This window comes from Helicobacter mesocricetorum (genome assembly GCF_900198605.1).
GTDB classification, from domain to species: Bacteria; Campylobacterota; Campylobacteria; order Campylobacterales; family Helicobacteraceae; genus Helicobacter_D; species Helicobacter_D mesocricetorum.
This window is the reverse complement of sequence record NZ_FZPJ01000006.1, coordinates 64140-84213: the sequence shown is the minus strand read 5'-3', so window position 1 is coordinate 84213 and position 20074 is coordinate 64140. Positions and strand designations below refer to the sequence as shown.

14 protein-coding genes, 5 tRNA genes and 1 pseudogene are annotated in these 20074 nt (G+C 36.1%); 18 read left to right on the top strand and 2 right to left on the bottom strand.

The annotated features are described in order from the left end of the window. Positions 1-74 precede the first annotated feature (74 nt). The 17 genes from C6H18_RS01580 to fusA all read left to right on the top strand — a co-directional run bounded on the left by C6H18_RS01580 (position 75) and on the right by fusA (position 16844). Positions 75-150, top strand: a tRNA-Thr gene (locus C6H18_RS01580). A gap of 33 nt (positions 151-183) precedes the next feature. Further along, positions 184-268: transfer RNA gene (locus C6H18_RS01575), tRNA-Tyr, on the top strand. Between the two features lie 7 nt (positions 269-275). Continuing rightward, a tRNA-Gly gene (locus C6H18_RS01570) sits at positions 276-352 on the top strand. Between the two features lie 73 nt (positions 353-425). Then, positions 426-500 (top strand) — tRNA-Thr (locus tag C6H18_RS01565). A 114-nt stretch (positions 501-614) separates the two neighbouring features. Further along, positions 615-1814, top strand: a complete 1200-nt coding sequence (gene tuf, locus C6H18_RS01560; protein WP_104721359.1) for an elongation factor Tu — start codon at positions 615-617, stop codon at positions 1812-1814. Positions 1815-1822: 8 nt separating this feature from the next. Then, positions 1823-1993, top strand: a complete 171-nt coding sequence (rpmG, locus tag C6H18_RS01555) for a 50S ribosomal protein L33 (protein ID WP_104721358.1) — start codon at positions 1823-1825, stop codon at positions 1991-1993. 24 nt (positions 1994-2017) lie between these two features. After that, positions 2018-2093: transfer RNA gene (locus C6H18_RS01550), tRNA-Trp, on the top strand. Between the two features lie 28 nt (positions 2094-2121). After that, the gene (gene secE, locus C6H18_RS01545; RefSeq protein WP_104721357.1) at positions 2122-2301 is read left to right on the top strand and encodes a preprotein translocase subunit SecE; all 180 of its coding nucleotides are present in this window, start codon (positions 2122-2124) and stop codon (positions 2299-2301) included. A 20-nt stretch (positions 2302-2321) separates the two neighbouring features. Beyond that, entirely contained in the window at positions 2322-2846 is a 525-nt protein-coding gene (gene nusG, locus C6H18_RS01540) for a transcription termination/antitermination protein NusG (RefSeq protein ID WP_199770102.1), read from the top strand. Positions 2847-2868: 22 nt separating this feature from the next. Next, on the top strand, positions 2869-3294 hold the full coding sequence (gene rplK / locus C6H18_RS01535; RefSeq protein ID WP_104721355.1) for a 50S ribosomal protein L11: 426 nt from the start codon (positions 2869-2871) through the stop codon (positions 3292-3294). A gap of 23 nt (positions 3295-3317) precedes the next feature. After that, the gene (rplA, locus tag C6H18_RS01530; protein WP_104721354.1) at positions 3318-4022 is read left to right on the top strand and encodes a 50S ribosomal protein L1; all 705 of its coding nucleotides are present in this window, start codon (positions 3318-3320) and stop codon (positions 4020-4022) included. 92 nt (positions 4023-4114) lie between these two features. Beyond that, positions 4115-4597, top strand: coding sequence for a 50S ribosomal protein L10 (gene rplJ, locus C6H18_RS01525; protein WP_104721353.1), 483 nt, complete (start codon positions 4115-4117; stop codon positions 4595-4597). A gap of 21 nt (positions 4598-4618) precedes the next feature. Beyond that, positions 4619-4993 carry a 50S ribosomal protein L7/L12 gene (gene rplL, locus C6H18_RS01520; RefSeq protein ID WP_104721352.1) on the top strand — a complete coding sequence of 125 codons (375 nt, stop codon included), beginning with the start codon at positions 4619-4621 and terminating at the stop codon, positions 4991-4993. Between the two features lie 69 nt (positions 4994-5062). Continuing rightward, positions 5063-13714, top strand: a complete 8652-nt coding sequence (locus C6H18_RS01515) for a DNA-directed RNA polymerase subunit beta/beta' (RefSeq protein ID WP_199770098.1) — start codon at positions 5063-5065, stop codon at positions 13712-13714. A gap of 93 nt (positions 13715-13807) precedes the next feature. Then, on the top strand, positions 13808-14194 hold the full coding sequence (gene rpsL, locus C6H18_RS01510; protein WP_034552244.1) for a 30S ribosomal protein S12: 387 nt from the start codon (positions 13808-13810) through the stop codon (positions 14192-14194). A 12-nt stretch (positions 14195-14206) separates the two neighbouring features. Continuing rightward, positions 14207-14674: a 30S ribosomal protein S7 gene (gene rpsG, locus C6H18_RS01505; RefSeq protein ID WP_104721351.1), complete on the top strand. Its 468-nt coding sequence runs from the start codon at positions 14207-14209 to the stop codon at positions 14672-14674. A gap of 88 nt (positions 14675-14762) precedes the next feature. Next, positions 14763-16844 (top strand): elongation factor G, encoded by a 2082-nt coding sequence (fusA, locus tag C6H18_RS01500; RefSeq protein ID WP_104721350.1) that lies wholly within the window; start codon positions 14763-14765, stop codon positions 16842-16844. Between the two features lie 51 nt (positions 16845-16895). On the opposite strand, the pseudogene C6H18_RS01495 reads toward fusA, so the two are convergent. Further along, a pseudogene (locus C6H18_RS01495) lies at positions 16896-18065 on the bottom strand (class I SAM-dependent methyltransferase). A gap of 209 nt (positions 18066-18274) precedes the next feature. Between C6H18_RS01495 and rmuC the strand changes: the two are divergent. Then, on the top strand, positions 18275-19627 hold the full coding sequence (rmuC, locus tag C6H18_RS01490) for a DNA recombination protein RmuC (RefSeq protein ID WP_104721349.1): 1353 nt from the start codon (positions 18275-18277) through the stop codon (positions 19625-19627). 4 nt (positions 19628-19631) lie between these two features. On the opposite strand, the gene C6H18_RS01485 is transcribed toward rmuC, so the two are convergent. Continuing rightward, complete coding sequence (locus C6H18_RS01485) at positions 19632-20012, bottom strand: histidine triad nucleotide-binding protein (protein WP_104721348.1); 381 nt, start codon at positions 20010-20012, stop codon at positions 19632-19634. Between the last annotated feature and the right edge of the window lie 62 nt (positions 20013-20074).

Here is a 20074-nt window from a genome sequence, read left to right as displayed (position 1 = left end):
ACCCTGTATTTTACTACATTTTAAAAAGTATTGACAAGCAAGTTTAAAAGTAGTAGAATTACAATTTTTCATTCGCTGGTGTAGCTCAGTTGGTAGAGCAGCTGCCTTGTAAGCAGCAGGCCGGGGGTTCGAGTCCCTTTACCAGCTCCATTTATTTTTCAGTGTTTGACCAGTTTAATCTGTGGTGAGATACTCAAGTGGCCAACGAGGGCAGACTGTAAATCTGCTGGTTCTACCTTCCGTGGTTCGAATCCACGTCTCACCACCATAGCCTTGCGGGAGTAGCTCAGTTGGCTAGAGCATCAGCCTTCCAAGCTGAGGGTCGCGGGTTCGAGCCCCGTTTCCCGCTCCATATCTGGGAGCTGATTCTGCTTGAAATCATTCTAATCAGCATAACACTATATATAAAAATAGATTTTGATAATGCCCATATAGCTCAGTGGCAGAGCACTTCCTTGGTAAGGAAGAGGTCGGCGGTTCAATCCCGCTTATGGGCTCCAGTTTTTCAAAAGTTGTGATAGAATTGTAGAAAATGTTACGATTCTTTAATGTTAAAATTGGTAAAAGTAGTGTAAAATGAGAACTATTTAAACTTAAAATTTTAGGAGAAACCTATGGCAAAAGAGAAATATGTCAAGAATAAACCCCATGTAAATATTGGAACCATTGGGCATGTTGATCATGGTAAAACAACTTTAAGTGCTGCAATTTCTGCTGTTCTATCCACAAAGGGTCTTGCAGAGATGAAAGACTATGATAATATCGACAATGCCCCAGAAGAGAAAGAGCGCGGTATTACTATTGCGACTTCACATATTGAGTATGAAACCGAAAAAAGACATTATGCGCATGTGGATTGTCCCGGACACGCTGATTATGTAAAAAATATGATCACAGGTGCTGCACAAATGGATGGAGCGATTTTGGTTGTTTCTGCTGCAGATGGTCCTATGCCACAAACCAGAGAGCATATTCTATTGTCTCGACAAGTTGGTGTTCCTTATATCGTTGTTTTTATGAATAAGCAAGATATGGTAGATGATCAAGAATTGCTAGAATTGGTTGAAATGGAGATTAGAGAGCTATTATCAAGCTATGAATTCCCCGGTGATGATACTCCAATTATCGCAGGTTCTGCTCTTAAAGCTTTAGAAGAGGCAAAATCAGGCACTTTAGGTGAGTGGAGCGAGAAAGTTATGAAACTTATGGATGCTGTTGATGAGTATATTCCTACTCCTGCGCGTGAAACTGACAAGACTTTCTTAATGCCCATTGAAGATGTTTTTTCAATCGCTGGTCGTGGAACTGTTGTTACAGGAAGAATCGAAAGAGGGGTTGTAAAAGTCGGTGATGAAATTGAAATTGTAGGTATTCGTCCAACCCAAAAGACTACCGTAACAGGTGTTGAAATGTTTAGAAAAGAGCTTGATGCTGGTGAAGCTGGAGATAATGTTGGAGTTCTTTTAAGAGGAACCAAAAAAGAAGAAGTAGAAAGAGGTATGGTTCTTTGTAAGCCTGCTTCCATCACTCCGCATAAAAAATTTGAAGGTGAAATTTATGTTCTTTCAAAAGATGAAGGTGGAAGACATACTCCATTCTTCAATGGATACCGCCCACAATTTTATGTCCGAACTACAGATATTACAGGTTCTATTACATTGCCAAGTGGTGTTGAGATGGTAATGCCCGGTGATAATATTAAAATCACTGTAGAGCTTATTAACCCTATTGCGTTAGAAGAGGGAACTCGCTTTGCAATCCGTGAAGGTGGTAGAACAGTTGGTGCTGGTGTTGTTACAAAGATTATTGAATAGGTTAGATAATGGCTAAAGGTAATCGTGTAAAAATTGGACTTAAGTGTTCTGAGTGTGGAGACATTAATTATAGCACCATAAAAAATGCAAAAACACAGACGGAAAAACTGGAGCTAAAGAAATTCTGCCCGAGATTGAATAAACATACAATCCATAAAGAAATAAAGCTCAAAAGTTAGAGAGGGATTCTCTAGCTTTGTTATAGGTCAGTAGCTCCAATGGTAGAGCGTCGGTCTCCAAAACCGAATGTTGGGGGTTCGAGTCCCTCCTGGCCTGCCATTTTGGAATAAAGAGAGACAGCAAGACTATGAAAAAACTAATTACTTATTATAGAGTGTCTAAAGAGGAATTATCTAAGGTAATTTTTCCTACAAAAGAGCAGGTAAGAAATGCTTTTATCTCTGTTTTAGTCGTTGTTACGATAGTTTCTTTGTTCTTAGCATTGGTAGATTTCATTCTTGGTAGTGTTGTTTCTAGTATTTTATAAATTAGGATTGATTAATGGCATTGTATTGGTATGCGATTCAAACATATTTTGGTAGCGAACAAGCTGTGAAACGTGGGATTGAAAATCTTGTGAAAGAACATCATCTTCAAGAAAGATTAACAGATATTGTTGTGCCAACAGAAGACATTATAGAAGTTAAAAATAATAAAAAAAAGATTAGTGAGCGCAGTCTTTATCCGGGATATGTTTTCATACGCGTAGATCTTGATACAGCTTTATGGCATACTATTCAATCATTACCTAAAGTCAGCCGTTTTATTGGAGAAGCAAAAAAACCAACACCATTGAGTGAGGCAGATATTAGTCATATTATTGAAAAAGTAAAAAATCGTGCAGCACCTAAACCAAAGATTATTTTCGAATCAGGTGAAGTCGTAAGGATTATTGAAGGTCCTTTTGCAAATTTTACAGGAATTGTAGAAGAATATGATATGGAGCATAGAAAATTAAAATTAAATGTTTCAATTTTTGGTCGAAGCACTCCTATTGAAATACTTTATTCGCAAGTGGAAAAAATTGTTTAATCATTAAAGACAAGGATAAGTTATGGCAAAAAAAATTATTGGTGAGCTTAAGCTTCAAATTCCTGCTGGAAAAGCTAATCCATCACCTCCTGTTGGTCCAGCATTAGGACAGAGAGGCGTTAATATTATGGAATTTTGTAAAGCATTTAATGAAAAGACAAAGGATATGGGAGATTTTAATATCCCTGTCATTATTACAGTTTATCAAGACAAAAGTTTTACATTTATTACCAAAAAACCTCCAGTTACGGATTTGATTAAAAAAGTAGCAGGTATTCAAAAAGGTTCTGATAATCCTTTGAAAAATAAGGTGGGTAAATTAACAAAAGCTCAAATTCTAGAGATTGCTAAAACAAAAATGGATGATTTAAATGCTACTTCCCAAGAGGCAGCTATTAAGATTATCGAAGGAAGTGCTAGAAGTATGGGTATTGAAGTTGTAGATTAAAAAGACGCGTTGGAGTATAAAAAATGGCGAAAAAATTAACAAAAAGAATGCAAAATTTACTTAATAAAGTAGATTGTAAAAAGATATACGATATTACAACCGCTTCTGCAAAAGTGAAAGATTTAGTATCGGCTAAGTTTGATGAAACCGTTGAGATTGCATTAAGTTTGGGTGTAGATCCTAGACACGCTGACCAAATGATTCGCGGTGCTGTTGTTTTGCCAAATGGAACAGGCAAAAGTGTTCGTGTTGCAGTATTTGCAAAAGGAGCAAAAGCAGATGAAGCAAAAAGTGCGGGTGCGGATGTCGTAGGAGATGAAGATTTAGCAGAACAAATTAAAGGTGGAGATTTAAACTTTGATATGGTGATTGCAACTCCTGATATGATGGCTCTAGTGGGAAAGGTAGGTAGGATTTTAGGACCAAAAGGTTTAATGCCAAACCCAAAAACCGGAACCGTTACTATGGATATTAGCAAAGCTGTTAGTAATGCAAAAAGTGGTCAAGTTAATTATCGAGTTGATAAAAAAGGTATTATTCACGCACCTGTTGGAAAAGCAAGTTTTGATTCTAAGAAAATAGAAGAAAATATTGTTGCATTAGTTAAAAGCATCAATAAGCAAAAACCCGCTACCGCCAAAGGTAAATATATAAAAAGTGCCGCTTTATCATTAACAATGAGTCCATCACTTATTTTGGATTCTCAAGAGTTAATGGATATGAAATAATTTATTCTTGTTTTTATCTTAGACTAATGACCATAGGGGCTTTAGCTTAAAATTTACCCTATATAAGTCTTTCGTCTGAAAGGAGGTTGAAAGTGACAAAAGCAGAAAAAACTACCCTTATTGAAAAATTAAGTGCAGATTTTAAAGCTTCCAATGCAATTGCTATTTGTGATTATAAAGGTTTGAGCGTGAAAGAGCTTGAAACTTTAAGAGCAAGTGCTAGAGAATCTCAAGCAAAAGTGCAAGTTATTAAAAATACTTTGGCAGCTATTGCGTTAAAAAATGCTGAAATTGAAGGTTTAGAGCTTAAAGAAAATAATATTTTTATTTGGAGTGAAGACCAAATTTCCCTTGCAAAAATAATTTGTAAGTTTTCTAGCTCTATTAATGGAAGACTTGTGATTAAATCTGGTTACTTTGAAGGTTCTGTTGTTGATTCAAAACATATTGAAGCAGTATCTAAATTACCTTCAAAAGAAGAACTCATTGGTATGTTGTTGTCCGTTTGGACTGCTCCTGCTCGTTATTTCGTTACAGGATTGGATAATTTACGCAAACAAAAAGAAGTAGAATAATTTAAATTTTAGGAGAATGATATGGCAATTTCAAAAGAAGAGGTTTTAGAATATATTGGAAATTTATCGGTTATGGAGCTTGCAGAGCTTGTAAAAGAATTTGAAGAGAAATTCGGTGTTTCTGCCGCTCCTACTGTTGTAGCAGGTGCTGTGGCAGCAGGTGGTGGAGCAGCCACAGAAGAAAAAACAGAATTTGATATTATCTTAACTAATAGTGGAGATAAGAAAATTAATGTTATCAAGGTGGTAAGAGAGGTTACAGGACTTGGACTAAAAGAAGCTAAAGATGCTGTGGAAAATACTCCATTCACCGTTAAAGAAGGCGTCAAAAAAGAAGATGCAGATGCCATCAAGGCAAAATTCGAAGAAGCAGGTGCAAAAGTCGATATTAAATAGTTTTTAGGGACTTTGCTCCCTTTTATAACATTTTTCTTCCAAAATTCTATATACATAGAGGTAATCATTATGCCAGTAAGTTTAAAATCCGGAAACCGATTAAGAGTTGATTTTACAAAGATTCCCCAAAACATCGCTGTTCCTAATTTATTGCAATTGCAAAGAAATAGTTATGATGCTTTTTTAAAGGCGCACGATGGGGGTGAATCTGGGATTGAAAAGGTTTTCAAGTCCATTTTTCCTATCCACGATGTCCAAAATAGAATTAGTCTGGAGTATGCAGGTTGCGAATATGGCAAACCAAGATATACCGTTAGAGAGGCTATGGAGAGAGGTTTAACTTACTCAATTCCTTTAAAGATAAAAATTCGTTTAGTGCTTTGGGAGAGAGATGAGAAAACAGGCGAGAAACTTGGTGTTAAAGATATAAAAGAACAAAGTATTTTTGTGCGAGAAATTCCTTTGATGACAGAGCGAACAAGTTTTATTATTAATGGAGTAGAGCGCGTTGTCGTTAATCAGTTGCATAGAAGTCCCGGGGTTATTTTTAAAGAAGAAGAATCTTCTAGTGCATCTAATAAGCTTGTTTATACCGGGCAGATTATTCCTGATAGAGGTTCTTGGCTTTACTTTGAATATGATGCTAAAGATACGCTTTTTGTGCGCGTTAATAAGCGTAGAAAAGTGCCTGTAACCATTCTTTTTAGAGCTTTAGGCTATTCTAAACAAGATATTTTAAAAATGTTTTATCCTCTTTTGGAAATTAAAAGCAAAAATGGGAAATATTTTATTCCTTTTAATCCAGAAGAATTTATGGGACGCGTAGAGTTTGATATTAAGGATTTAAAGGGAAAATTAATTATTGCAGCAGGGAAGCGATTAACCGCTAAAAAAGTAAAATCTCTTCAAGAAGAAAAGTTAAATATGATTGAATATCCTAACGATATTTTAATGAATCGTTATTTAGCAGAACCTATTTTTGACAAAGAGAGCGGAGAGATTCTTTTTGATGCACTTACTTTGCTTGATGAAAGCAAGTTAAAAAAACTCCAAGAGTTGAATATTAATAGTTTTGTTATCGCCAACGACTTAGCATCTGGAGTTGATGCCTCAATTATTAATTCTTTTATTGCTGATGCAGAATCCTTAAAGCTTCTTAAACAAACAGAAAAAATTGATAATGAAAATGATTTGGCGATGATTCGTATTTATAAAGTTATGCGTCCAGGAGAACCTGTTACTAAAGATGTGGCTAAACAATTCATTCAGCAGTTATTTTTTGACCCTGAACGTTATGATTTGACACCTGTTGGGCGTATGAAAATGAATCATAAGCTTGATATTAATGTGCCAGATTATGTAACAGTTTTAACCTATGAAGATATTATTAAGACAGTGCGTTATTTAATACATGTTAAAAACGGACAAGGAAGGATTGATGATAGGGATCATTTAGGAAATCGTAGAATCCGTGCTATTGGTGAGCTTTTGGCGAATGAATTGCACACAGGATTAGTGAAAATGCAAAAAGCCATTCGTGATAAGCTTTCTACTATTAGTAGTGGTTTAGAAGAGCTTATGCCCCACGACTTAGTGAATTCTAAAATGATAACAGGCACGATTTTGGAGTTTTTCACAGGCGGGCAACTTTCGCAGTTTATGGATCAAACCAATCCTCTCTCTGAAGTTACTCATAAGCGACGATTGTCTGCTTTGGGAGAGGGTGGTTTGGTAAAAGAAAGGGCAGGATTTGAGGTTCGTGATGTGCATCCAACACATTATGGAAGAATCTGCCCTATTGAGACCCCAGAGGGACAAAACATCGGTTTGATTAATACACTCTCTACTTATGCTAAGGTTAATGAGTTAGGTTTTATTGAAGCTCCTTATCGCAAGGTTGTGAATCGAAAAGTAACAAACGAAATCGTGTATTTAACCGCTACGCAAGAAGAAGGTGCTGTTATTGCTCCAGCAAGCACTATCTTAGCAAGTGATGGTAGTATTAAAGAGGATATTATAGAAGTCCGTAAAGATGGTGAAATTATCCTAATGGAATCTTCTAAGGTGGATTTGATTGATCTTAGTCCTAGAATGGTTGTTGGTGTGGCAGCAAGTTTGATTCCATTTTTAGAACACGATGATGCTAATAGAGCTTTGATGGGATCTAATATGCAACGTCAAGCCGTGCCTTTACTTGCTCCAGAAGCACCAGTAGTAGGAACAGGGATTGAAAAAATAGTATCCCGTGACTCTTGGGAAGCCATTAAAGCAAGACGCGATGGTGTTGTAGAAAAGGTTGATGCTAAGAATATCTATATCCTAGGCGAAGACGAGAGTGGGGCTTTTATTGATCATTATTCTTTACAAAAGAATTTGAGAACTAATCAAAACACTTGCTTTTCACAAAAACCAATTATCAAAGCAGGAGATGTTATCAAAGCAGGAGATGTTATCGCAGATGGTCCTAATATGGACCAAGGCGAGTTGGCATTGGGGAAAAATATCCGCGTGGCATTTATGCCTTGGAATGGGTATAACTTTGAAGATGCGATTGTTGTCAGTGAAAAATTAATTTGCAATGATGCCTTTACTTCTATTCATATTTATGAAAAAGAGATTGAAGCACGAGAGCTAAAGCACGGAGTAGAGGAAATTACAAGAGATATTCCAAATATTCGAGAAGAAGAATTATCGCATCTTGATGAGAGTGGTATCGTAAGGATTGGGACTTATGTTAGTGGAGGAATGATTCTAGTTGGTAAAGTATCCCCCAAAGGTGAGGTGAAGCCAACTCCAGAGGAGCGATTATTGCGCGCTATTTTTGGAGAAAAGGCAGGTCATGTGGTGAATAAATCTCTTTATTGTCCGCCTTCTTTAGAGGGAACGGTTATTGATGTTAAGATTTTTACCAAAAAAGGTTATGATAAAGATAAACGCGCAATTGCTGCTTATGAGGCAGAAAAAACTCGACTAGATTTAGAGCATCACGATAAACTCTTAATGCTTGATAGAGAGGAAAATCTAAGAATAAGCTCTATTTTGTCAAAAGAAAAATTAGCAAGTGATGCAAAGATTGCCGATAAAGAATACAAAAAGGGGAGTGTAATTCCCAAAAAAGAATTGGAAAATGTCAATCGTTTTGCAATGGCTACTTTGATTAAGAGTTATTCTAAAGATATTCAAGGCAAATACGAATCCCTTAAGAGTAATTTCTTAGAGCAAAAGAAAAATCTTAGTCAGGAACACGAAGAGAAGCTTTCTATCATTGAAAAAGACGATATTTTACCAAGTGGTGTGGTGAAGCTTGTTAAAATTTATGTAGCGACTAAACGCAAACTTAAAGTTGGGGATAAGATGGCAGGTAGGCACGGAAACAAAGGGATTGTTTCTAATATTGTCCCAGAAATGGATATGCCCTACACTAAAGATGGTCGCCCTGTTGAAATTGTTTTAAATCCTTTGGGTGTCCCAAGTCGTATGAATATTGGGCAGATTTTAGAGGTGCATTTAGGGCTTGTTGGGAAGCAATTAGGAGAGCAGATAGCTTCTGTTTTTGAGAGTGAAAAAAGTAAGTGGATTACCGCTTTAAGAGAGAAAATAAAGGAAATTGTAAAAAATTCCAATATGCAAAATTTTAAGACTTTCTTAGAGGATTTAAGTGATGAAGAGTTAATTGCTTATGCGAGAGATTGGAGTAAAGGAGTAAAATTCGCTACCCCAATTTTTGAAGGAGTGAATGCACAAGAATTTGAAAAACTTTTTGAACTTGCTAAGATTGATACTGATGGTAAAACAGAGCTTTATGATGGACGCACCGGTGAAAAAATGATAGAGCGCGTGAATGTGGGCTATATGTATATGTTAAAGCTTCATCACCTTGTGGATGAAAAAGTCCATGCAAGAAGCACAGGTCCTTATAGTCTTGTTACCCAACAACCCGTAGGTGGTAAAGCACTTTTTGGTGGGCAGAGATTTGGAGAGATGGAGGTTTGGGCATTAGAAGCCTATGGAGCAGCCCATACGCTTAAAGAGATGCTAACCATTAAATCTGATGATGTCGAAGGAAGGGTAAAGGCTTATAAGGCGATTACACGAGGGGAGGCTGTTAAAGAATCAGAGATTCCAGAGACTTTTTATGTCTTAACCAAAGAATTACAGAGTTTAGCACTTGATGTAAATGTTTTTGTTAAGAATAAAGAAGGGATCAATGAAAGCATTGCGATTAAAGAGGAGGATAGACCTAGAGATTTCAATGCTTTTCAATTACTCCTTGCAAGTCCAGAGAAGATTAGAAGCTGGAGTAATGGAGAGGTTAAGAAACCAGAGACTATTAATTACCGCACTTTAAAGCCAGAGAGAGATGGTTTGTTTTGTGCAAAAATCTTTGGACCTGTTCGAGATTATGAGTGTCTTTGTGGAAAATATAAAAAAATGCGTTATAAAGGTGTGGTGTGTGAGAAATGTGGAGTTGAGGTAACAAGCTCTAAAGTTCGTCGCTCTCGTATGGGGCATATTGAGCTTGTAACGCCTGTGGCACATATTTGGTATGTTAATTCCTTGCCTAGTAGAATCGGAACGCTTTTGGGTGTAAAGATGAAAGACTTAGAGAGGGTATTGTATTATGAAGCCTATATTGTTAAGCAACCCGGTGAAGCTTATTATGATAATGAAGGCACAAAACCTGTCGCGAAATATGATGTGCTAAATGAAGAGCAATACCAAAGTCTTTCGCAAAGATTCGAGCATACAGGATTTGTCGCACAAATGGGTGGTGAAGCAGTCAAGGAATTATTAGAAGGACTTGATTTAGTAGATTTAATTGGGGAATTAAAAGAAGCTATTAAAGCAACTAATTCAGAAGCTAAGAAAAAAACTATTGTGAAACGTTTGAATATTGTAGAGAGCTTTGTGATTTCTGGTGAGCAAAATCGTCCTGAATGGATGATGCTTACAGTCTTGCCTGTTCTTCCACCTGATTTGCGTCCGCTTGTTGCCTTAGATGGAGGAAAATTTGCTGTAAGTGATGTTAATGACTTGTATCGTCGTGTTATTAATCGTAACCAACGATTGAAGCGATTAATTGAGCTTGATGCGCCAGAGATTATTGTTCGAAATGAAAAAAGAATGCTCCAAGAGGCTGTTGATGCACTCTTTGATAATGGTAGAAATGCAAATGCTGTCAAAGGAGCCAATAAGCGACCATTAAAATCACTCTCTGAAATTATTAAAGGAAAACAAGGAAGATTTAGACAGAATCTCTTAGGAAAGCGGGTAGATTTCTCCGGACGTTCGGTTATTGTCGTAGGACCAAACTTGCGAATGGACGAGTGTGGATTGCCTAAAGGAATGGCTTTAGAGCTTTTTAGACCACATATTTTAGCGAAGCTAGAAGAGAAAGGGTATGCTACAACACTCAAACAGGCTAAGAAGATGATTGAGCAAAAAAGCAATGAAGTATGGGAATGTTTGCAAGAAATTGTTGCGAATTATCCTATTATGTTAAATCGTGCGCCCACTTTGCATAAGCAGTCTATCCAAGCCTTTCACCCCAAGCTTATTGATGGTAAAGCTATCCAACTTCATCCTTTGGTATGTGCGGCATTTAATGCAGATTTTGATGGAGACCAAATGGCGGTGCATGTGCCTTTATCACAAGAAGCAATTACAGAGTGTAAGCTTTTAATGCTTAGTTCTATGAATATCTTGCTTCCTGCAAGCGGTAAGGCTGTAACTGTGCCTAGTCAGGATATGGTTTTAGGACTTTATTATTTATCTTTAGAAAAAAATAATTCCAAAGGAGAGCATAAATTATTTTCTGATATTGACCAAATTCTTGTTGCACTTGAAAATGATGTGGTAGAAATTGGCTCTAAAGTGCGTGTATTAGTAGGAGATAAAATTATTAACACCACCATTGGTAGAATGATTTTAAAATCTATTTTGCCAGAATTTGTTCCTACACATTTATGGAATAAGGTTTTAAAGAAAAAAGATATTGCTACCTTGATTGATTATGTTTATAAAGAAGGTGGCGTTGGGATTACTGCAGGATTCTTAGATAATCTTAAGAATCTGGGCTTTAAATATGCCACAAAAGCAGGAATCTCTATTTCAGCTGATGATATTATTGTGCCAAGCAATAAAAATAAAGTTGTAGAGGGTGCTAAGAAAAAAGTAAAAGATATTCAAGCCCAATTTAGTGCAGGTTTATTAACAGAGCAAGAAAGATATAACAAAATTATTGATGTTTGGACCGATACGAATAATGCCTTAGGCAATGAAATGATGAAGCTCATTGAAGAGGATAAAGCAGGATTTAATTCTATTTATATGATGGCAGATTCTGGTGCTAGAGGTAGTGCTGGACAGATACGACAACTCTCGGCAATGAGGGGGTTAATGGCAAAACCTGATGGAACGATTATTGAAACACCTATTACTTCTAACTTCAAAGAAGGCTTAAATGTGTTGGAGTATTTCATCTCTACACACGGTGCGAGAAAAGGTCTAGCTGATACCGCTTTGAAAACTGCTAATGCCGGGTATCTCACAAGAAAGCTTATTGATGTTAGCCAAAATGTTAAAGTTGTGATGGATGATTGCGGAACCAATGAGGGGATTGAAATCACAGATATTACCGTTGGTAGTGAGTTAATAGAACCCTTAGAAGAAAGAATCCTTGGACGCATAATTGCCGAAAACATTATAGATCCTATTACTAATGAAGTGTTAATTAGCGAGGGTGTAATGATTGATGAGGAGAAGGCTAGAAAAGTCAAAGAAGCAGGTGTTAAATCTGTGATTATCCGCACACCTGTTACTTGCAAGGCAGAAAAGGGTGTGTGTGCGAAATGCTATGGGCTAAACTTAGGAGAGTCTAGAATCTCTAAAGTAGGTGAAGCAGTAGGGGTCGTCGCTGCTCAATCTATCGGGGAGCCTGGAACACAATTAACGCTTAGGACATTCCATATCGGGGGAACTGCTAGTAGGAGTCAAGAAGAGCGTCAAGTTATTGCTGATAAAGAGGGATTTATCCGCTATTACAATGTGAAAACCTATAAGAATAGAGAGGGTAAAATTATCGTCTCTAATAGAAGAAATGCAGCGATTTTACTCGTAGAACCAAAGATAAAAGCTCCTTTTGAAGGAGAGTTAAAAATCGATGTTGTGCATGATGAAATTATTATCTCTGTTATAGGTAAGAGTGAAACTGCTAAATTTGTTTTAAGAAAAAGTGATGTAGCAAAACCCAATGAATTAGCTGGAGTAACTGGAAAAATAGAAGGAAAATTTTATATCCCTTATGCCAATGGACATTATGTAAGAGATGAGGGAAGTATTGTGGATATTATCAAAGATAGCTGGAATATCCCTAATCGAATCTCTTATGCTAGTGAATTAAAGGTAGAAGATAATGCGCCTATTACGCAGAAGATTTACGCCAAAGAATCAGGTATTGTGAAGTATTATTATTTGCAAGGCGATCATTTAGAACGTTATAGAGCGTTGAAAAAGGGTGAGAAAATCACTGAAAAAGGTTTATTTGCAGTGATTGCTGATGAATATGATCAAGAGGCGGCAAGACATTATATCGCTAGAGATTCTATTATTGAAGTAGAAGATAACCAAAAGGTGGGTAAAGGTATGCTTATTGCCAAGCCCATTAGTGATGAGCATATTGTGATTGCTGATTGGGATCCTTATTCTAATCCAATTATTTCCGAAGAAGCTGGAGTGATTAAGTTTGAGGATATTATACCCGGACTTACGGTTTCTGAGCAAACTGATGAATTAACGGGTCAAACGAGATTAGTAGTTAATGAGTATATCTCAAGCACTTATAAGCCAACTTTAGTCTTATCTACGGATACAGGAGGATTAATTCGCTATGCCCTTGATCCTAAGACTGCTATTTTTGTTAGGGATGGAGCTAAGGTTGAAATGGCAGATATTCTAGCAAAAACGCCTAAAGCACTTGTTAAATCTAAAGACATCACAGGGGGTCTCCCAAGGGTATCTGAACTCTTTGAGGCAAGAAAACCCAAAGAACCAGCTATTTTAGCAGAGATTGATGGGGTAGTAAGCTTTGGAAAACCCATTAGAGGTAAAGAAAAAATTATTGTTACTGCTAATGATGGTAGGGCTACGGAATATCTTATTGATAAATCCAAGCAGATTCTTGTCCATGAGGGTGAGTTCGTCCATGCTGGAGAGGCTATTACCGATGGCGTGATTGCAAGTCAAGATATTTTGCGTATTGGCGGTGAGAAAGAGTTGTATAAGTATATTGTTAGTGAAGTGCAACAAGTTTATCGTCGTCAAGGAGTTAGCATTGCGGATAAGCATATTGAAATTATCGTTTCTCAAATGTTACGACAGGTGCGAATCTATGATAGTGGAAATACGAAGTTTATCGAGGGAGATTTGGTAAGTAAGCGACATTTTAAAGAAGAAAATATGAGGATTCTTAAAATGGGAGGTATTCCAGCTATTGCTGAACCTGTCTTGCTAGGAATCACAAGAGCCGCTATTGGAAGTGATTCGGTAATTTCAGCAGCATCATTCCAAGAAACAACAAAAGTCTTAACCGAAGCAAGCATTGCCGCTAAAATTGATAATTTAGAAGACTTAAAAGAAAATATTGTTTTAGGGCGTATGATCCCAGTGGGAACAGGGATTTATAAAGAGATGAAAATTAAGATAAAAGAAAACTTACAATAAGTTATTTAAACCTTAATTTAAGTAGAAATAAAGAGTGATTTGCATATAATCACTTTCATTTTCTCTATTAAAATTTTATAGGAAGGAAGACAAGTGCCAACCATTAATCAATTGATTAGAAAAGAGCGTAAAAAAGTTATTAAGAAATCGAAATCTCCAGCTTTGGTGGTTTGCCCTCAAAGGAGGGGGGTTTGTACGCGTGTTTATACAACAACACCCAAAAAGCCTAACTCTGCTTTAAGAAAAGTAGCAAAAGTGAGATTAACGAGCGGGTTTGAAGTGATTAGTTATATCCCCGGCGAAGGACACAATTTACAAGAACACTCTATTGTGCTTATTCGTGGTGGTAGGGTTAAAGACTTACCGGGTGTTAAATATCATATTATCCGCGGAGCATTGGATACAGCAGGTGTTGCAAAACGAAGTGTTTCACGTAGTAAATACGGAGCTAAAAAAGCTAAGAGTGATTCTAAAAATTAAGAGAGGTAATAAATGAGAAGGAGAAGAGCACCACAACGAGAGGTTTTAGGAGATCCTATCTATAATGATATTGTGGTAACAAAATTCATTAATAAAATGATGGTTGATGGTAAAAAGAGTGTTGCAGAAAAAATTATTTATGCGACTTTTAATAAAATAGAAGAAAAAACTAAAGAAAAAGGGATAGAAACTTTTCAAAAAGCTTTAGAGAAAGTAAAGCCCCTTGTAGAAGTGAGAAGCAGACGCGTTGGAGGGGCAACTTACCAAGTGCCTGTTGAGGTGCGTCCTGCAAGGCAGCAGTCTTTATCTATTCGTTGGTTGTTAGATTCTGCGCGCAAAAGAAATGAAAGAACAATGATTGAAAGATTGGCTAATGAATTAATTGACGCTGCCAATGAAAGAGGTGCCGCTTATAAGAAAAAAGAAGATGTGCATAAGATGGCAGAGGCTAATAAAGCATTTGCACATTATCGTTGGTAATTATGACAAAGGGGTTTATACAACCTCTTAAGATATTCCTACAAATACTTAAAGAATCTCAAACTTTATTATCCCAAAGGATTAAAAAATGGCAAGAAAAACCCCACTAAATAAAATTAGAAATATAGGGATTGCAGCACATATTGATGCGGGTAAAACAACCACTTCAGAACGAATTTTATTCTATACAGGCGTTAGCCATAAAATCGGTGAGGTGCATGATGGTGCGGCTACAATGGACTGGATGGAACAAGAGAAAGAAAGAGGGATTACTATTACTTCTGCGGCTACGACTTGTTTTTGGAAAGATTACCAAATTAACCTTATTGATACTCCCGGGCATGTGGATTTTACTATTGAAGTTGAAAGGTCTATGCGTGTCTTAGATGGAGCAGTAGCGGTGTTTTGCTCTGTTGGAGGTGTGCAACCTCAAAGTGAGACGGTTTGGAGACAAGCGAATAAATATGGCGTCCCAAGAATTGTTTTTGTCAATAAAATGGATAGAATCGGGGCAAATTTCTATAATGTCGAATCCCAAATTTCTACAAGATTGAAGGCAAAGCCCGTTCCAATTGTTATTCCAATTGGTGCAGAAGATAGTTTTAAGGGTGTTGTGGATTTGATTTTGATGAAAGCGGTTGTTTGGAATGATGAATCAATGGGTGCTAAATACGATCTTGAGGAGATTCCAGCTGATTTAGTGGAAAAAGCGAATGAATATCGCGAAAAAATGCTTGAGGCTGTTGCAGAGCAAGATGAGGCGATGATGGAGAAGTATTTGGGGGGAGAAGAGTTAAGTGTTGAAGAGATTAAAGCAGGGATTAAAAAGGGTTGTTTAAGTATGGAGATTGTTCCTATGCTCTGTGGTTCAAGCTTTAAAAATAAAGGTGTGCAAACACTGCTTGATGCGGTAATTGACTATTTACCAGCCCCTACTGAAGTAGCGGATATTCGCGGAGTAGATTCTAAAGATGAGACCAAAGAGATTAGTGTGCAATCAACCGATAATGGAGAGTTCGCAGGACTTGCTTTCAAGATTATGACAGACCCATTTGTGGGGCAGCTTACTTTTGTGCGCGTGTATCGAGGAAGCTTAGAATCAGGTAGCTATGTGGTAAATTCCACAAAGGGCAAAAAGGAGCGCGTGGGAAGATTGCTTAAAATGCACTCCAACAAAAGAGAAGATATTAAAGAGGTTTATGCTGGAGAGATTTGTGCTTTTGTAGGATTAAAGGAGACTTTAACCGGGGATACACTTTGTTCTGAAAAAGAATCGGTAATCTTAGAGAGGATGGAATTCCCAGAACCTGTTATTTCTATCGCTGTTGAGCCAAAGACAAAAGCAGACCAAGAAAAAATGGCTTTAGCTCTAGCAAAACTTGCCGAAGAAGATCCTAGCTTTAGAGTGCATACAGATGAAGAATCAGGACAGACTATTATTTCGGGTATGGGAGAGTTGCATTTAGAGATTATTGTCGATAGATTGAAGCGAGAATTTAAAGTTGAAGCAGAAGTTGGGCAACCCCAAGTTGCATTCCGTGAAACTATCCGCCAAAGTGTGGAGCAAGAGTGTAAATACGCCAAGCAATCTGGAGGGCGAGGGCAGTATGGGCATGTATTTATTAAGCTAGAGCCACAAGAGCCGGGTCAAGGGTATGAGTTTGTTAATAATATTTCAGGAGGGGTTATCCCCAAAGAATATATCCCAGCAGTTGATAAAGGGATTCAAGAGGCTATGCAAAATGGTGTTTTAGCGGGTTATCCTGTGGTGGATTTTAAAGTAACTCTTTATGATGGAAGCTATCACGATGTGGATTCTTCAGAAATGGCGTTTAAAATAGCGGGTTCTATGGCTTTTAAAGATGCTTGTCGCAAGGCTAATGCGGTTTTATTAGAGCCTATGATGAAGGTAGAAGTAGAAGTGCCAGAAGAATATATGGGAGATGTGATTGGCGACCTTAACCGAAGAAGAGGGCAAATTAACTCTATGGATGATAGAATGGGATTAAAAATTGTGAATGCTTTTGTCCCACTAGCTGAAATGTTTGGGTATTCCACAGATTTGCGATCCGCCACACAAGGGAGGGGAACTTACACTATGGAATTTGACCACTATGGAGAAGTGCCTAGTAATATCTCTAAAGAGATTATGGAAAAAAGAAGTCGATAGAGCAAGTAATACCATCTTGATAAAATGGTTAAAGCTTTACCGAAATGTAAATTATTGATAAATATATTCTTTGGTTAGTGGAAGTTCGTTATTTGTGCCTTTGCTAATAAGTAATTGGAATAAATCAATGCTTCCTACTCTAAAGGCTGAAGCACAGCTTTTAAGATATAAACTCCACATTCTAATAAATTTTTCATCATAGAGCAATCGGACTTTATCGAGATTTTGTAGGAAGTTTTTATGCCATATATCCAAAGTCTTTGCGTAATGGAATCTTAAGCTTTCTGCTAGTAAAAGATGATAGTCAAATTCGCTAAGTAGGCTAATAACCTCCCTTAGAGAGGGTAAATAGCCTCCGGGAAAGATGTATTTATCTATCCAAGGATTTGTTTCCCCTTCAAACATAGCCATAATAGAATGGAGTAGAAAAATTCCACCGGATTTTAACACTTCTTTGCTCTTAGAGCAATAAAGGGGTAGATTTTTTGCCCCAACATGTTCAAACATTCCTACGGAAACGATTTTGTCGTAATATTCTTTTTCTTGTAAATCTTGATAGTTTTGCAGCCGAATTTCAACAAGATTTTCAAGTTTGTGAGATTTTATCCTCTCCTTAGCTTCTTTGTATTGTTCCTCTGAAATAGTGATTCCTGTAACTTGCACTCCATATTTTTGTGCTGCTATAATAGAGAGCCAACCCCAGCCACAACCAATATCTAGCAATTTTTCGCCTTGTTTTAAGTTGAGCTTTTTTAAAGTATGCTCTATTTTATTGATTTGTGCTTGATAAAGAGTATCTGTGGGATTTTTAAATATGCACAGGAGTAACTTTTAGTTTCATCAAGCCAAATTTTATAGAAATCATTGCCTAAATCATAATGACTTTTGATATTTTTACTTTCTTTATTTTGGTTAATTTTGCTTGAAATGTTGGGGGTTTTGATATTTCTTTAAGTATTTTTTACTAGAGTGGAGATAAATAATTTTAGCGATTTCATCATAATCTCCTTGAATGTCTATTAATCCCTCCATATAGGCTTCTGCAAAAGTCAAGCTTAAATCTTTTGAAAGAAGTTTAAAGGGAATGGGTTGGCGAAAGGTTAAGTAGAATTTTGGTTCAGCATTTCCTATTTGTAAAATTTCTTCATCCCAAAATTTGATGGTGTAGTTACCAAAATTCCATTGTTTAATGAAATTTTTAATAATCAATTTTTGTAACATTTGAACCTACAATTAATAATTTTTTTTGTTAATATAAATTTGTATTGGAGTTTAACACAGAATTGATAATTATAATATAAAAGGGATTCATAAATTTTTTAAAATAGGGATAATAGCTAGGTGGGATTATTTGAAAATATGAGGAAAAACTTTAAGTCCTGTAAAAATTTAAGATAGAATACAGATTATAAATTTAAGGGAAAGTTATTTTGGAGTTTATTATTGTTTTATTATCCTTAATGGGAGTAGTAGTTGTTTTGGGGATACTTTTTATAAAGTTAAAGATGCAAAATGCTTTGTTGCAACAAGAAAAAGCGACACTTTATAAGGATATGCAAGATGTGGAGAATATACAGACTAAACTAAATGAGCAGATACAGCTTAATGTCGCCTTACAAATTAAATTAGAAGCCAAAGATGAACAATTATTAAAGATGGAAAAGGATATTTCTTGCTTAAAAGAAGAATATAATCAAAAGCTTCAAGCCTCGCATAATGCGTTTGAAACGGCTTTTTGCAAATTGGAGGTAAATTATAAAGATTCTTTAAAGGCACAACAAATTGAGTATAAGAAGATACAACAAGATATGCAAGAACAATTGCAAAATTATTTTCAACAACAAAGTAAAAATATTTTAGCCCAAAATCAATTAACCCTTAATGCGGATTCTAAGAAAATTTTAGAAGAAATTTTTAATCCTATCAAATATAAAGTTGAGGAGTATTCAAAGAATCTTATCCATAATGAGGCAACTTTAAAGACAAATATTGAAAATATGTTTAGGTATTCGCAAAATATCGGAGAAAAGGCTGATAATCTTGCCATTATCTTAAAGGGTGATAAGAAAATAAGGGGAAATTTTGGAGAATTACAATTGCGTAATGTGTTAGAGCAAAGCGGTTTAAGAGAAGGAGAGCAATATCAAATTCAAGAGTCTTTTAATGATGAGGGTAAAAAGTTCGTTCCTGATGCGGTGATTTATTTGAGCAAAGAAAGAAGTATTGTCATTGATTCTAAATTTAGTTTGCCCGATATTTTACAGACGGATAAAATTGAAATTTTAAGTAGTGAGATTGCTAAAAACCTTAAAAATAGAATTGATGAATTGGCAAAAAAACCTTATGCTAATGTCGCTAATGCCTATGACTTTGTTTTGTTATTTATCCCCTATCAGAATATTTTGGATTTAGCTTTAGAGTTTGACAATGCTCTTTATCAATACGCCTATCAAAGAAAGGTTTATTTAACGACGCCAAATACTCTTTTTATGGCATTAAAAACCATAGAAATAACTTGGATAAAGATTCAAAGTGATGAAAATATTATGAAAGCTTTTTTGGATATTGGGAAGTTTTATGATAAGTTTGTTGGTGTTTTAGAAGATTTTGAAAAAATAAAGAGAAATGCGACAACTTTGCATAATACCATTGATGAAATGGATAAAAAACTTTTAAGTGGAAATGGAAACTTGGCTAACAGGTTTGATGCTCTTAAGACTCTTGGCGCAAAAACACAAAAATCTATCACAAGTGCGTATAAAAAAGAGCATTTGGAAGTTTAAGCCCTTAAAGGCTTTTCTTCGTCTCCTCCAAACGTTCTTGTTCGGAAACATTTTGGGCAAGATTATCCCAACGCAATTTTGTCCCACCTAAGATATGAAAATGCAAGTAAGGAATTTCTTGTCCTCCATCAACTCCTATATTGCTGATGATTCGGTAGCCATTTTTGTCTAAGCCTAAGACTTTGGTAACTTCTTGGATAAAAGCGGTGTATTCTGCCATATCTTGAGGAAGAATTTCTTGAAAATCTTTAGCAAATTTCTTTGGAATCGCTAATACATGAATAGGGGCTTTTGGGGAGATATCGTGAAATGCTAAAAATTTATCATTTTCTAAAACCTTATTGCAAGGTAAATCTCCTTTTATGATTTTTTCAAAAACAGTCATAGTAATCCTTTAAAACCAAAATATTTACTAAATTTTACCTTATTTTATTAAAGTATTATTAT

Excerpts from the sequence above, each read along its gene's own strand:
- rpmG (WP_104721358.1), top strand. The coding sequence starts at position 1,823 with ATGGCTAAAGGTAATCGTGTAAAAATTGGACTTAAGTGTTCTGAGTGT.
- rplA (WP_104721354.1), top strand. The coding sequence starts at position 3,318 with ATGGCGAAAAAATTAACAAAAAGAATGCAAAATTTACTTAATAAAGTA.
- rplK (WP_104721355.1), top strand. The coding sequence starts at position 2,869 with ATGGCAAAAAAAATTATTGGTGAGCTTAAGCTTCAAATTCCTGCTGGA.
- C6H18_RS01515 (WP_199770098.1), top strand. The coding sequence starts at position 5,063 with ATGCCAGTAAGTTTAAAATCCGGAAACCGATTAAGAGTTGATTTTACA.
- secE (WP_104721357.1), top strand. The coding sequence starts at position 2,122 with ATGAAAAAACTAATTACTTATTATAGAGTGTCTAAAGAGGAATTATCT.
- rpsG (WP_104721351.1), top strand. The coding sequence starts at position 14,207 with ATGAGAAGGAGAAGAGCACCACAACGAGAGGTTTTAGGAGATCCTATC.
- C6H18_RS01485 (WP_104721348.1), bottom strand. The coding sequence starts at position 20,012 with ATGACTGTTTTTGAAAAAATCATAAAAGGAGATTTACCTTGCAATAAG.
- tuf (WP_104721359.1), top strand. The coding sequence starts at position 615 with ATGGCAAAAGAGAAATATGTCAAGAATAAACCCCATGTAAATATTGGA.
- rplL (WP_104721352.1), top strand. The coding sequence starts at position 4,619 with ATGGCAATTTCAAAAGAAGAGGTTTTAGAATATATTGGAAATTTATCG.
- fusA (WP_104721350.1), top strand. The coding sequence starts at position 14,763 with ATGGCAAGAAAAACCCCACTAAATAAAATTAGAAATATAGGGATTGCA.